The 18,055-nt window shown below is 22.9% G+C and carries 2 protein-coding genes; both read right to left on the reverse strand.

The window, feature by feature from the left end:
- Positions 1 to 40: 40 nt before the first annotated feature.
- Positions 41 to 14,248, reverse strand: coding sequence for a DUF1410 domain-containing protein (locus tag UPA3_RS02500; protein WP_012316981.1), 14,208 nt, complete (start codon positions 14,246 to 14,248; stop codon positions 41 to 43).
- Positions 14,249 to 14,474: 226 nt separating this feature from the next.
- Positions 14,475 to 17,786, reverse strand: a complete 3,312-nt coding sequence (locus UPA3_RS02505) for an MBA family surface membrane protein (RefSeq protein WP_006688723.1) — start codon at positions 17,784 to 17,786, stop codon at positions 14,475 to 14,477.
- Between the last annotated feature and the right edge of the window lie 269 nt (positions 17,787 to 18,055).

The raw sequence follows: 18,055 nt of genomic DNA on the forward strand, positions 1-18,055 counted from the left end.
AACGTGGTTTTTGAACAAATTCAACTTTTAATAATTTATATTAAGTTTGCTCATTTAATGTGGCCCCTGTTTCAACATTGATTGTAGCTACAGTTTTATTAGAATTAACTTCACTAATTTTTCTAGTCCATTGACTTATTTGACCATTATTTTTATTTTCAAGATATACGATAACTGATTGATTAGTTTCAAATATTTGATCAACAGATTTTAATTTTATATTTAACTCAGCACTATTATACGTAATATTTAATGGAGTGCTCCATTCGATGCTTGTTGTTGATGGGTTTCGTTTAAAACTATTATTTACAGTATTTTGTTTTTTTAAATCAATATATTGAGAATTATTTTTATCATCATTAATTTGTATTTTAATAAAAGTGTAATTTCTATTAGCTATCAGACCACTTAGAGTAAAATTATATTTTTGCATACCTTTTTTTAAATTAACTATATTGCTTTCATATAATTCGTTATTTTGATCACGATAAATTAATTTTACTCGACGCCCATTATATTGATCATTTACTCCAGAAAATGTTGCATTAATTGTTTGAGAATCAACATTAATTTCATTTGTTGATAACAATTCATTTAAAATTGAAGGCCCAAATTGGGTTGTAAATGAAATATTTCTTTTATTTTCAATAGAAACATCTAAATCTTCATAAACATTGCTTGGTTTTGTAATATTAATTGAATTTAATACGTATGTTGAATTTGGTTCTAAATTATTTATTTTACCTTTAATTAATCATTTCCCATTTTCTTTTAATAAGTTAACATTTACTTGTTTTAAAGTACCACCATTTTTATTAAATGTTACCGTTGCTGTTGCATTTGCATCTAATTCTCCATCATTATCATCTGTTTTTAGAAGAAAATTAAATTCAGCACTTGTATCTGAAGGATTTGATCATTCGCCATTTTTAGAAATTATAGTGTGTGATTTGTTTATTTTAATTTGATAATTAATGTTATTTAATTTTGGTAATTTATTACTTTCAACAATTGTATTTGAATTATTATTTACTAAATAATACACATCAACTAATGAATATAACTTATTAGCTTTTAAATTATTTAAAGTAAATCTAATTGATGTCTTTCCGTCATTATTTACTAAAGATGACCCATTAATAACATTAGTTTCAATAATATCATTATTTGTTGATTTGAATTTAGCTATAAATCTTAAATTATGTGCTATTTTAGGATTAATTTGCAATCCAAGATCTACATCGATATTGTTTTTTTGATTAGCGTTTTTAACAACTATTTCTTTATTTATTGGACCATTAACAATAATATCGTTATTAATTTCTAATTTAGGTATTGAATCATTATTATAAATGATATTATTAGATTTATCAATTCCAATATTTTCAGCTGCTATACTTGGTTTATTATTAAAACTAATATTTACTATATTTACTTTATCATTAAAATTTAAATCAACTAAAGTAGCAGTTAAATATTTGATATTACCACTTACAGTAATAAATCCCATTGCTTGTTTATTATTACCATAAACAATAGTAGCTTGATCTTTATCTCTAAGTACATTATCTGGATCGTTTAAATTAATTTTAATAATAGTAGATTTTAAATTAGTTGAGGCTCGATTACTAATTTCTTCAATATTCAATACATTTATGGCGCTTGTTCTTGTTGTAATAAAACTATTTGTTAAATTACCTTCTTTTGGGAAATCTGAAACATTATTATTATCAATCAATTTTACATCAATTAAGGTATATGTCCGATTACGTTTTAAATTATTTAACAATATATTATATTGTGTTTTATTAGATTCAATTAATACCTCATTAGTATGAATTGATTCACTAGTATCATTTGATTTATAACTTAGTTTTATTTTCTTTCCAACTCATGATTTTTTAACTCCACTAAGTGTAAAATTAATTGTTTGCGAATTTGTGTTAACGTTATTACTTGATGTAATATTTATTAATTTGTGGTCGCCAACTTTCGTTGTAAATTCATAATTTGAATTAATAGAATTTGTGTTATCTAAAATAACATTATTTTCACTATTATTGATATTATTTTTGGCTTTTGTTGGTTTGTTAACAAATTGGATTTTAACTAATTTATAAGTTGTTTCTTCTTTAAAATTAACACTATTACTTAAATCATGCGCTCAAGTTCCTTCTTTGAAATCACTAGTTACATCTTTTAATGGTCTTGTGTATTGTAACCATGTATTAGTATCTCTAATTGTTTCTTTAGGAGCAAATCATGCAACTACTTGTTGATTATTTTCTAAAATTTTATCTTCTGATTTAATTTTGAAATTAAAATTAACACCACGCGTCCCAACAATTGTAGCACTACTATCATTTCATTGAACTGTAGTATTTTTTGTTTGAGTAATAAATGTATTTGACACACCATTTAATTTTTCAAGATCTTCAAAATTATTAGTATTAGAAATATGATTTATTTCAATTTTTTCAAACCTATATTCTCGATTTGAATTTAAATTTGATAACAATAATTGATAGTCATTTTTACCTTTTTGTAATGTAATTAAAGAACTTTCATAGATAACATTATTATTATCTTTATAAACTACTTTAATCTGACGTCCATTATATTTAGAGTTAACTCCTGATAACGTTACATTAATAGTTTGTTGAGTATCATTAATAGTATCATTTTGAGTTTGAATAACTTTTAAAACCGGATTTCCAGTTTCAGTAATTAAACTTATATTTTCTTTATCATTAATCGATACAGATAAATTAGTGTGAGTTTTTAATGGTTTACTTAATTCAATATTTTCTAATTTATATTTAGTTTCTGGATTTAAATTATCGATTTGACCTTTGATTAATCAATCATTATTTTCTTTAATTATACGAACTATTTTTTGCTTAATATTATTATGTTCATCTTTAAATTTAACAGTTGCATCAATGTTATTTAAAACATCATTATCATCTTGAGTTTCAATTTTAAATTCAAAATTAGCTGTTGTATCTGTAGGTGATTTTCAATTTCCATGTTTACTAATCATTGTAACACCTGGATTAATTTCAATTTCCTTAGATACATTATGGTCTTTAAATATTTTTCTTGTTTCATCAATATTTTGATGAATATTATCTAAATAATAAACATCAACTAATTTATATAATTGATTTGATTTTAACCCCTTAACACTAAAAAGAACTTCTTGTTTGCCTGTTTTATTAATATTATTACCATCAATTAATTCGCTATATACTTCATGACCAAATTCATTTCTAAATTTAAGCTTAAATTTAAGATTTTTAGCTATATGTTTGTTTATTGTAAATTCAATTGATGAATTAATGCTTTCTTTATCATTATAATTTTTAATTTCAAGATGTAAATTATTAGATGATAATGGACCACTTATTCTAAAATCATTGTTAATTTTTAATTTTCTAGTTTCTTCTATTAAATTTGTTAATTCATAAATTTTATTCGAATTATTAATGCCAACACTATCAACTGCCTTATTAGGACGAGTTATAAATTCAATTTTATTGATAATTGTATCATGATTAAATTCAAGATTAGATAAACTAACTTCTAGGTATTTCTCATTATTTACTGTAATAACTTTTGCATTTGTTTTTTTATTTGTATCATATGTTATTTCAGCAATTTCGTTGTTACTTAATACATCCTCAGGATCATTTAATGAAAATTGAATTTTTGCTACATTTAAATTATTTATTACTCGATCACTAATCTCATTTAGCTTATTGACACTAATTGGTGTTTTTCCTTTAATAATAAATGAATTTTGAAGATTTTGCTTATTTGGAAAATCAATTCAATTTTGACCATCAAATCATTTTATGGATTTCAAAGTATATTTGCGATTGTATTTTAAATTATTAAAATTAAAAACATAATTTAATTTATTTTCCTCTAAATTAACTTTCGCCTCTACTTCATCATTTGTATTAGATATATATACTAATTTAGCTTCTTTGTTAAATCATTCACTACGAATTCCATCAATTGTAACATTTACATTTTGCGAATTTGTTAGTGTTTGATTTGATTCAATATTTATAATTCCATAATTACCAGGTTTTGTTTTAAATGAAATATTAGTTGGATTAATAGTTTTAAGATTAGAGTTAGCATTTAGTGGCTTAGTTAATACAATAGACTTTAACTCATACTCTGTTTCTGGTTTTAAATTATTTACTATACCTTCAATAAACCAAATGTTTCCTTCTTTTTTTAATTTTACATTGTTAACAAATTTTGTATCATTTTGATTTGATTTTGATGAAAAGATAACATCAGCCATAACATTATTATCTAATATGTCTTCATCATCAGATTCAACTTGTAATTTAAAATTTACACTGTTTGAATTGATCTGCCATTCAACATTATTTTTTTTAAAAGTTGTATTACCGGGTTTAACTTCAATTTCATTAACAACATTATTAGATCTTATTAATTTATTATTATCTATAAGATCTTTATCGTCTTGATTTAATAAATAATATAAATTATCAAAGTGATATAAACGATTTGATTTTAGATTTGGAATTCTAAGTTCAATAATTTGTTTTTTACCTTCTTTTTTGATTGAACTATAAGAAACAATACTTGATTTTACGGTTTCATTATTTTGATCTTTAAATGTTGCTATAAAGTATAAATTTTGCAAAATATTATCATTAGCTTTTAATTCTAAATTAACTTTTACATTAGTTTTATTATTATATTCCAAAGTAATACGTTTATTAGTATCACTTTGAACAGGACCAATGACACTAAAATTATTATCAATTTTTAATGGATTTATATTGTTTGTATTGTTATATATTTTATTGCTATTATCTATTCCAATATTCGTAGCAGCTTTTATTGGTTTATTAATAAAAGTAATACTGTTAATAATAGTATCTTGGTTTAATGCTAGATTATTGAATGTTGTTTCTAAATATTTTTGACTCCCTACAATTTTAACTTTTGCTTTTACAGATAAATTCTCACCATAATTAATGATTGCTTCTTCTTCATTACTTAAAACATTATCAGGATCATTTAATATAAATCTAATTTGTGTTGATTGTAAATTATTTTTCGCTCTTGCAATTGGCTCAATTATTGAACTTATACTAATCGATTGTGTTTTATTAACAATAAATCAATCAGCTATTCCATTTTTTAAATGGAAAATTATTGATGTTTTATTATCATCATTAATAATTCTTACTTCTTTTAGTGTATATTTACGATTATGTTTTAAATTAGACAATTCGAAACTATAGTGGTTATTAGCCCAAAGCAATGTTTTTTGATCACTTAAAATTTCTTCACCGTCATTTGAAGTATATACCAATTGAATTTTTTTATTAATTCAAGTTCGTTGAATTCCATCAATATCAATATTAACTGTTTGTGTTGTAGTATTTATAGAATCATTAGAACTAACATTTGTTACTTTATGATCAACAATTAAGGTTTTAAAATTATAATTCGAATTATTGTCTTCAAAAATGACATTATTAGCATCATTATTAATATTAGTGTAAGCTAATGTTGGTTTTCTAACAAAGCCAACTTTTATTAGTTTATAATTTGCTTCTTCTTTTAGTGTTTGATCAGTATTAAAACTAACTGTTGCCTCACTTCCATCACTACTTATACTTGTGATAGTTTTTGTATATGATATTTCTTGACGTTCATCATCATTAGATTTCAAATAAGTAATAATGCTATCACCTACTTGAAATACGTGATCTTTAGATTTTAATTTATATGTAATTGTTGCACTTGTGCTTGTTATATTTGTTGCTAAATTAGTATTATCAATGACTATTTGTGTCTTTGATGCATTTACATTAAAACTATTCGTAACATTTGTTGAATTATTAAGTGTTTCAAAATTATTATTAGAAGTCTTTATTTTTATTTCTTTAAAAGAATATTGACGATTAGCAACACTAATTGGCAGTGTAAAAATATATTGTGTTTGATCTTTTTGAAGAGTTAGTTCATTTGATTCAACTAAACTTTTTTGATTATTACTTCTATATTCATAGACTAACTTAATCTTACGATTATTATATAAATCATTAACCCCTGATACTTTAGCGGTAATTGTTTGTTGATTTGATGCATTAGGTTGATCATTTCACATTAAATCATGAGATGTAATGCTAACTAATTGTGTTGGTCCACTTTGAGTTGTAAAACTAATTTGTTCTTTATTTTCAATTTGGATTTTTAAATTAGCAAAAGCATTCATTGGTTTAGTAATTGAGATGTCATCTAATTTGTATGTATCATTATAAGCCAAATCACTAATAGTATCTTCAATATACCATTGATTATCTTTTTGTTTTAGTTTTGTTGTAATTGTTTTTTTAGTATCATGTTGGTCACTAAAAGTGATAGTTGCATCTAGATCAGTACTAAAATCAACATTTTCATCTGAATTAATATTAAACTTAAATTTTTGAGCATTTGGTTGTGGGAATGTTCAATTACCATTTTTTTGAATCGTAGTAATCGTTGGTTTAACAGTTATTTTATAATCAACGTTTGAATTCTTTTCAAATTTATTATTTTCATCAATATTAGTTTGATTTGATGAATTTACATAATATAGTCCTTTGAAAATATATTGACGATTTGATGTTAAATTAGTTAAATTAAATGTTAATTCTTTTTTATTATTGTTATTATTTGTAACAATTTTATCTGCAGCAATTGGGTTTGTTAAAACACTCTGACCATCGTTACTGTCAAATTTTGCAATAAAATATAAGTTTTTACTAATATGATTATTTGTATCTAATTCTAATGAAACTGAAATATTTGTTTTATTATTAGCTTCAAACTCTTTTAGTGTATGAAGTGGGCCAGTGATTTTTAAATCATTATTAATTATTAAATTAGTAGCATCATAAATAACATTAGTATCATTAATACCAATATTCTTACTTGCATTTTTAGGTTTTGTATTAAATTCAATTTTATTAATGATAGTATCTTTGTTTAAGACTAAATTACTAAAAGTTGCTTCTAAATATTTTTGATTTTGATCAGTAATTACTTTTGCACTAGTAGTTTGATTATTATTATAAGTAATAGTTGCTTGTTCATCATTACTTAAAACATTATCTAAATCATTTAATTCAAACCGAATTTTTGCACTATTTAAATGATTTACATCTCTATCTTGAATTTCAATAATATTACCAACTCCAACTTGGTTATTACTTAAAACAATAAATTTATCTTGAATCGAATCACTTTTATTAAATGGTGTTTTAGTGTTATTATCATTAATTAATTCAATTTTAGTAAATGTATAAGTTCGGTTTTTCTCTAAATTAGTTAATTCAAACTCATATTCTAATTTATTTTTTTCTAATTTAATTATAGCGGTTTTTGTTGAGTTATCGTTTGCACTATAAGTTATTTCTAATTGTTTTTCATTTCATGCATTTTGTATACCATCAAGTTTTAACTTAATTCTTTGTTTTGTATCTACTGTTGATGGATTTTGTGATTTAATTTGAATAACTTTATAATTACCAGCTTGCGTTTGAAATGAAATATCGTCTTTATTTAATATTTCAACTACTAATGGCTTCTTTGTTTTATTTGGTTTAGCTAATAGAATTGATTCAAGTACATACCTGTTTTCTGGTTCTAAATTAGTAATTTGACCCTTAATTAAATATTTATTATTCTGCTTAATAATATTAACTTTAACTGGTGTTAGTAGAGTTTGACCTTTTTTAAAACTAATTGTTGCTTCTAAATTATCTAAAACTTCATTACCATCATCACTATTAATTACAAACTCAAATTGTGAACTTGTTGATGTAGTATTTCAAGTATTATTTGATTTGCTAATTGTTGTTTTACCAGGTGCAATGTCAATTATTCGAGTAACATTATTTGCTTTTGGTACTTTGTTTTTGTCATTAATAGTATCATTATTATCATCAATATAATAAACATCAACTAATCTATATAATTGATTTGATTTTAAATTATCTAAAGTAAAATTAATTACGTTTTTATTGTTATTAACTATAATTGAACTATTAGTTAAAATTGGACTATAAACAACTTCACCATTGATATTTTGAAATTTAAGTTTAAATTTCAAATTCTTACTAATATGTGGATTAACTTTAAAATCTAGTGTTGAAGAAATTACGTGTTTATTATTAGCCACTATATTTTGTGTACTATTAACATCAGTTGATAATGGACCAATGATTTGGAAATCATTATTAATAATTAATTTATTTAAATTACTTTCGTCATAAATTACATTTGTATTATTTTTGCCAACTTTAATAAAGGTTTGAGATAAATTTTTAAATTCAATTTTTTTAATAATTACATTTTTATTAAATACCAAATTTGTTATTATTGCTTCTAAATATTTTTGATTTTGTGCATTAGTTTTTACAATAGCATCAACTTTTTGTTCGTTATCATAAGTAATTGTTGCAATATCATTTGTTTTTAAAATATCATTGTCATCTTTTAAATTAATTTTAATAGTTGTTTGATTTAATTTATCAGGAGCACGATCATTAATTTCTTCTACGCTTGATGCTGTAATTTCGCTTTGTAAATTAACATCAAATGAATTATTTACATTGATTTCTTTTACAAATTCGTGATCTTGGCCATTGTCAACTTCTTTAATATTAATTTTCTTTAAACTATAACGTCGACCTGGTTTTAAATTATTTAATACTAAATTATATTCTTTTTTATCAAAACTTAGATGAACACTATTGTTGTTATTATCAACTGTTGTTTTAATTTCAGGATCACCTAAAATGTTTGATTCATAAACTAATTCAAGCTTTTTATTATTTCAAGCTCGCTGAATACCATCAATTTTAACAGTAATTTCTTGTTGTGTTGTATTTGTTGATGTGCTTGACACTACATCAATAACTTTATGTTCAAATTTTTGTGTCGTGAATTCATATGCTTGTGAACCATTTTTATACTCAAAAATAACACCATTTTTATTTAATAACTCATATGCTTTATTTGGTTTATTTTTAAATGTTACTTTGATTAAACGATATGTCGTTTCTTCTCTTAAACCGCTTAAATTAAATTCTAATTCACCTTCATTAAATGAATTAGTTACATTATTTAATTTTGCTTCAACTACTTTTTGATCATTTAAATTATTAGTTGGAGCAAAAACTGCTTCGACAATTTGATCGTTTTCTAATGCTTCATCATTTGTTTTAAGCTTAAAATGTACTTGAGCATTATGTGCACTAACTGTTTTAATAGCATTATTAGTATCATAATTAATTGTTGTTAATGATGGTTCAAATTCAATTTTTGGTTTATGAATCTTTGAATTAAAACTAATTTGATTATTTGTCATATCATTCACTGAATTTTGATCATCAAAATAATACAAACCTTCTAATTCATAAGCACGATTATGAATTAAATTAGAAAGTTTAAAACTAATTTTAGCATTATTATTGAATAAGATCGGATCAGTTCAAACAGTTTTATTATCGTTTAACTGCTTTAATTTTAAACGTAAATATTGGTTTGCTAATAATTGTTTATCAACTTGAAGATCAACATCAATATTTACTGATTTATCATTCTTGTTAATTGTTTGGGGTTTATAAGATGTTGGATTAATATTATTTGATAAACTAATTTTATTTTGTTCATCATATGAATAAACAATGTTATTAGTTTTATTATTAGTAAAATTAAAATATGCATTAGTTGGTTTTGAATTAAAACTAATTTCTTTAATAACATAATTTTGATTAATTTTTAAACTAACTAAATCGAATTTTAAAAATTTTTTATTGTTTTCTACAACAACTTGGGCATTAGTTGCTAATTTTAAATTATTATTGGCATCATTACTATTTTCTAATTGATAAACAATATTTGGTTTATCAGCTGTATTTAAAACATTATCAATGTCATCAACTTCAATCTTTGCTGAAATTAATGATTGGTCATTATTAACTAATATACGTTTTGTGATTTCAATATTAGTGTTATTTTTTAAAGAAACTGCATTATTACTTGGATTAATGCTAAATTGATGAGTTAACGTGTCTAACTTATGTAATGTTTGATTATTAGTTTCATAAACAATTTTAGAAAAAGTATATAAACGATTCTTAATTAAATTTGAAAATTCGAATTGATAATTTCTTTGTCCTTTGATTAAAGTAACTGCTTTTGATTTAATCTCTTTGTTATCATTTGATACATAAATTAATTTAACTTGTTGATTATCTTGAAAATCATCACCTATATTAATTTTGGCATTTATTATAGGAGTTTGATCATTATTTCAATTATCAATTGAATTTAGACCCACTAGTGTTGTGTTTTTATTAGATGTACTAAAATTAGTATTTGGATCTAGTAAATCAAATTCACTATTAACAATACTGCTTGCACTCTTATTTAAAGCTTCAAGTTTTTTAATAACATATGTTGTTTTTTCTTTTAAACCAACCAAATTGAATTTAATTTTATTATTTGCAACAACTTTTCCATATCCAATTTGTAGTTCGTTTTTAGTGTTATCAATATTTTGATAATAAATTTTAACATCTTCATTAATTCGTAATTTTTGATCATAATCTTTATAATCAATAAATAAATTAGCATGGTCTGCAAAAATATCTTGTTCTACAGCGCTTTTATTAAATGATAAATTGATCTTATGAGGGTTTGTAATAAAATGTTGTTCATATTTTGTAACATCATTTTTAAATAAATACACCTTTTGGTTTTGGTCATTTAAATAATATAAGTTTTTAATACTATATTTACTATTTCCTTTTAAATCAAGACCATTAATTGAAGCGATTTTATTAGTTTTACTAAAATTAACTAAAGGGTTAATAACATCTGTATCTAATAAATCATCATCCATTAAAGCTAACTGTGCATAGATTTTTTGATCATTTTTTAAAATATTATCTTTATCATCAATTTCAAAGGTGATAGTTGTATCATTATTAGTTTTAACAACCACATCAAATTTAGTTCAAATTGGTGGATTAATAGTAGTTGCTGAGCTTGTTGTGAATTCAAAATTTAAAACATCATCTTTAATTAATTTTATTGGTTTTTCTTTGTTGTTTAATTCTAGTAATTCAACATCAACAACTTTATATTTTGTGTTTGCATCTAAGTGTGTAAAATCAAAATTTAGTTTATAGTTGTTAGTTTTTGGATCATAAGTTGCAATGTATTTTTGTGTATCATTTAAATCATTAACTTTAGCAATTGTTAGTGCAAATTGACGATTATAAGATAGTTTATTTAAATCAAATAAGTTTACTTGGAAATTAATAGCATTTACTGTTACGTTAGAAACTGCTGGTGCTTTTAAAACAAGCTTACGAGCTTGATCGACACCATCATTAATTGCACTAACATCTTTGTTAATACTATTTCTATCTAATATTGTTTTGTTTGGATATTCATTTAAATCTACAATCTTATCAAAATCATAGATTTTGTTAGGATCAAATAAATTATTGTTTGGATTAACAATAACTTTTCCCTTATCATCAGTTTTGATTGGAACATGAATTTCATTGTTATTTTTATCTTTATAAACAGCAGTTAAATCTTTATTTTTTTGATCTGGTATTTTAAACTCATGCTTATTATCAGCATTAACATTACCATTTTTTTGTTTATTAACTATTCGATCTAATGGTGAAATTTCATCAATATTAGCAACTTTTTTATTATCAGCTTCAATTTTTGTTAGTGTATATTTATGATCTGGTGCAAAAATTGCATCATCACTTGTTTTAAAAATAGCTTTTCCATCTAAACCAATACTAGCTTCAACCGTTTTTGTATTAGTATTATTATCATCGGTTTTAAATGTTAATTTAATTTTTTTATTTGCTAAACTAGGATTTGAAAAACTAATTTCATAATCATCATTTTCTTTAGTTTTAGCAGTTATTGTTGGTTTTTTAAATGAAATATGATTATCACCACTTAATTGCTCTTCACTAATTAGATCAATATTTGGTTGATTATTTTGTTTTAAAACGACTTTTTTAAGTGTGTATATATTAGGTTTAGTTGGGTCATTATTTGCTAAATTTTTTGTTGGAATAATAACCTTGCCATTAGCATCAATACTTACATCTATCTCATGTTCTATACCATCTTGATCAACAACAATTCCTTTGACATTTGCATTATTTAAAGCTTTTTGTTTTAAATCATCATTTAAATCATTTGCTAATTGAGTGTGAATTTCTAAATTTCCATCATTATCGTACGTAAAATCTGGATGTGAATCTAATAAATTCAAATCTCGTTTATCAATTATTTTATCTTTTAGTTCAAAATCATTAAGATTAATGACTTTATTTAAATCGTTATTTTCAACTTTAGCTAAATGATAAATATATCCTTTTGGTAAATCATTACTATCAAAAATAATTTTATTATTTTGATCCACATTAGCAACTACTTTATATTCTTTATCATTATTATCAACAAAAGTTGCTACTAATTTCTGATTAATTAAATCATTATTTAAATTTTCTAAAATTTGGGTTTTTTTAGTTGAATCAACACTTGCATTAGCAGCTGGCTTTTTAATTAATTGTTTTTGTTTTGAAGTTAAATCAAAATTTGAAACCAAAACATTTTGTGGGTTTGAAACTGAAACAATTTTGTCTAGTGAATAATTACTGTTATTATTTAATGCACCTGTATCAAATGCTATGGTTCCATCTTTTTTAACTTTTGCTAAAATTTGGTGTTCTTGATTATTTTGATCTTTAAAAATTCCATATACTTGTTGGTTAACATAATATGGCGCTACTTTAGCAATTAAATTAATATCACCATTTTTTGTATATTGATATGGGGTATTTAATGCGTTTGAATTTAAATTATTAATTGATCGATTATGGTATGGAATCTGTTTAAGATTAACAACATCAACTTCATTAGTTTTTTTAATACCAATAACTTCATATAAATTATTATCACCTAAAGATGAAATATCAAAAACAGCTCGTCCTTTTTCATCTGTTTTTGCATTAATTTTATATGTTTGATGATTTAGATCTTCTAAGGTAAGTTCAAGAGGAGTGTTTTTTAATTGAACACCTAAATCAACTTCATATACTTTTTTGTTATCAATAAAATTAACTTTAGCTTTTGTTGGTTTATTTACACTAACTTTATGTTCAAGCATTAATTCATTATTTGGCACTAAAACATCATTTAATTCATTATTGTTAACAATTCGGTTTAATTCATATTTGTGATTTAAAGGTAGTTTTTTAGTATTAAAATACCCAACATTATTTTTTACACTCAACGCTGGTATTAAATATTCTTTATTATTTTCATCTTTAAAAACTGCTGTTGGCAAGGCTTGGTTTTTAGTTTTATTTGTTAAATCAACTTTTAAAACAAGATTACCTTCATTATCATAAGTATGTGTTTTATCAATTTTTTTAAACTGTTCATCAATATCATTAACATTTACAACTTTTGTTAATGGATTTGAATCTTTTAAAATTAGATCTTTTAAATAATAAACATTGCCATCTTTTAAACTACTTGTATCAATATCAATTTTTTGATCTAATCCAACATGTGCTTCAATACTATAAACTTCATTATTTTGATTTACAAATTTTGCGACTAAAATTTTATTAGCAAGTATTTTATTTACCTTTAATTGAATGTGCTTTTCGTTTTTTTGATCCTCATATACATTAGTTGGAACTGGTTTTAAAACTTCAATTTTCTGTTCAGGTTTTAGCTTCTCATTTTCACGAACAATGTTATTATTTAAATCAATAATTCGATTTAGCTTATATTTACCTGTTTTTGGTAAATACTTAGTATCAAATTCAAATTTTGCATAAGAATCAATTTGAGTTTTTATTTTATATTCTTGATTGTTTTCATCAACAAAAACACCATAAACATCTTTGTTAATATAAGTTTTTGGTAATTGACCTTTAATGATTAAGTCACCATCATCATTAAAACTATAAAAATCATTATTACTTAATTCATTATTGTTTTTTGAATGTAAAACAATCCCAATAATTGCTCCTGCTCACGCTAAATTTAGCGTTGCAAGCAATAAGAAAAGACGTTGCTTACGACTTTTTTTATTATTATCGTTTTTTATTGTTTGGATTTTTTTACTTTTTTTATTATTCATAAACGCTTCCTTTATGTACTATAAAAAATACTATTTTATAGCATTAATAACTGCAACTAAAAATGCTCATAAAATGATAGCAAAAAAAAAAAAAAAAGACCATTGATTGGCCTTTGTACTTATAAAACCCACTAAAACGTATACAAATTTTAGTAAAATGAAAAAACTTAAATTTTTATAAAAACTAGTTTGTGTAAAATCTTTGTGTAAAATATACTCTCATATCTTAGTTTACTTTAGGAATTTTATGACCATTAATTTTAATACTCTTTAAAAATTGTGTAGAGATCTGATTTGAATCAAGATTTGAGCATATATCTTTTAAATCATTTAATCAATAACAATTTTCATTAGTTAGTGTAATTTCAACACTTTTATTATTATTTTTATTAATTTTTGCAACTATTTTTGACTCTAAAGTATCCCCATCGCTATTGTTATATACATAATTTAATTCAATATTACATTCTTTATCTTGGGATAAATTACTTAAAAATATATCTTGATCAAAAGTAATATTAATTTTTGGATCAGATCCATTAACTTCATATTTAATATTATCTACTTTTCATTTTAAATTGGGATTTAAGATTCCAGGAAAATTAAAATAGCGTTGGTTATCTACTCAAGTTAAATCTAAATTTTTATCATTCAATTGAATTGAATTAATTCGATATTTAATATCAGGCTTTAAATATTTTAATTCAAATTCAATTGTTTGGTGCTCATAGTCGATTTTTAATTGGTTATGAGCATTTAAATCAATACATTCTTGTTGGTTGTTTTCATCTTCTAACACTAATGACATTTTATGGGCGTTTTTATCTTTAAAGATGAAATCGCTAAAATGCAACTTGAATTTAATGTTTTTTTGTTGTTGGTTAATTTCATGATCAATTTTATCTAAGTAAAATTGATCAAAGCCGTAATCTAAAGTTTTAAAAGTCTTATTATTGATATTTTTTAAATTAATCTGTTGCTTATCAATAAAAAGTTCACTAATTTCATAATCAGTATTAATGTTTAAGTTATCTAATTTAGTTGAGATTTGGTGTGTTTTTTTATCAAAATAAAAATCTGTTTTAAATAAATACAACAGCTTGTTTGTTTTTTTATTTTTTAAAATAACATCAACTCTTTTTGGCATATTTATAACTGCTTGGTTTAGTGTTAATTTTAAAGTACTATTTGTATTTTTAATATCATTAAATTCTAAATTTAATAATAAATGTGGAGATGATTCATTAAGTGTTTTAACTGTAATATTATTAGTTAAATAATTGTCATCATCTATTTCAAAAGAAATAAGTTTAAATGTTTGATTTTTATCTAAAGCAAAAAGATGTAAAATAATGTTTTTTGTTGCATTAAGTTGAGTAGTTTCTGATTTTGATAAGTTTTTAACAAACTTATATTTATTATGATTTTCATCTTCTAAAGTATATTTTATTTTATGCTCAATACTATCAGCATATTGATTGTCTTGTAAATCAACATTTAGATCGGTTGAAGTTGATTTTGTATTTGTGAATGAAAAAACAGCTTTTTTGAACTCATTTGTTTTAAATTTAAGAAATGAAAGATCCAAGTGAAATGGATGAGAATCAAAAAAATCTCCTATATAAACATTTACATTAAAATTATCACTATGGTAATTACCATCAACATCTTCTAAGATAAAACTTACAAATTCATAATTAATATGATTATCTAAATTTAATAATTTAATTTTAATTGTTTTTTGATCTTCATCAATACTCATGAAGCAATTTTTATCTTCAAAACTAAACTCCTTATATGCTCATTCATTTGGATTATTTAATGGATGATATCTTAATTTAATTTTGGGTTTTAAAGAATTTTCTTTTCTTAAAAGTAATTTTTCACATTTAATATTAATAATCGCACTATTTTTAGTAATATCCGAAATGAAAAGGTGTTCTTTATAATCTTTTTTTACTTCTTTTGATCTTTCATTATCATCTTTTTTAGAAACTGATAAATATCAAAACCAACTATTAAAAGCACTATAGTAAGAATTATAGAATGATTTATCTTTAAAAATTTCAATACTTGATCGATCAGGACGTATTTTAAATGTTTTGTTAATAGGTCCATAATATCCACCTGCATAGTCATCATCATTAGGGAAAGATACTGGTTTACCGTTTAGTAAAATATTATCAATTTCATAAGTTTTGTCAACATCTAAACCATTAATTACAGCAGTTAATAAACGTTCTTGTTCATCGTATTTAACTTCTGAGAATTCAATTGGGTTTTGATCATTTTCTTTTCTAATTAAAAATTTAAAATTATGAATATTAGGATTGTAGAAAGCAAGATCTTCAGATAATTTTACTTTAATTGTAACTGCTTTTGTAATTTTATCAACAGCTGTTTCATAATCAATAGCTTCAACTTTAGCATAATCGCCTTTTGTTGTAAAATCATGTGTTTGATTATTTAAATTTAAAACTTGATCATTAATCTTAATTTGTTTAATATCATAATGAGTTCCTCTTTCTAATTCATCAACATAAACAATAATTCTCTTGTTTAATTTATCAATAAAAAAATGCTTCTTATTAAGCTCTAATTGACCTTTTTTATAAACTCTATTATATGCTAAACTAATGTGGATATTATTTAAAGCTTCATCACTATCATCTTTTATTTTTAACTCTTTAAAATTTAAAGTTAAATTAGCACCATTATCATTAATCTTTGTAATTTCTAGATTTTTTAAAAGATTATCACTATCATCAAGGGTTTTAAAAGTGTGGTTTGGAATTGAAGTTAATTGAATTTTTTGATTATTAAAATTAAGTTTATCTAATAAATATTCACAATCAGATGTTAAATTATAAACGGTAGCATCAATTTCATTTTTTTGCTTATTGAAAACAGCATCACTAGTAATGATTTGGTGATTAGTTTTTTTGATAATTTTTAAACTAAAATTATGAATAGCATCGTCTTTAAAAGAAACTGTTTTTAACTTAATCTTTATATCAACTTGGTTTTGTTTAATATTTGTAAACGAAATATTATTAATTTCTAAATGATCAATCTTTGGTGTATTAGGAAGTGATGGTTGTAAATTTAAATCTTCATTAATATCTTGTTCGATAAAATTTAAATTATGATCAAAAATTAAATGTAGTGCAGGAAATGCATCATTTGAAAAATTAGTGATAAAATGATCATTAATTTTTGGTTTACGAGCTAGTCTTAAATAAATTTTGTTATTAATAATCAAAGGATGAATATTTTCTAAACGGTCAACTTTTTTATTTAACAATGGATTAAAAAGATTGGTGTTTAAAGTTAAATTCTTATAAATACCTTGCGAAGTATTTAGTTCATTAACTTCATAAACAACATAATAATGGTCACTCTTGGTATGAATTATATCTTTCATTAAAACATTAACATTTAACTTTGATTTATTGCTACAAGATGCAAGTGCTGTAGCAACAATAGGAACTAAAGCAGCTGTAAATAAAAATAATAACTTTTTCTTAATTAATTTCATAATTTTATATCCTTAATAATAACTAATTTTACACAAAACAATACGACATCATTATAACCCATAAACATCAATTCAAAAAAAAAAAAAAAACACTGCTTTTAATACCTTAATAAAAGCGGTGTTTAAATAAGTGAATAAATAAAAAATAATTGAATTTAGATTATTAAAAAAGCATATGCACATATAGTAAAATAATAAATAAAGTGCTGATCAAAAGCCAGAATTGTTTATTTTTGGTTTTAAAGTTTAGTTAATAAGTGGTGGTTAAT

This window comes from Ureaplasma parvum serovar 3 str. ATCC 27815 (assembly GCF_000019345.1).
Taxonomy (GTDB): domain Bacteria; phylum Bacillota_I; class Bacilli_A; order Mycoplasmatales; family Mycoplasmoidaceae; genus Ureaplasma; species Ureaplasma parvum.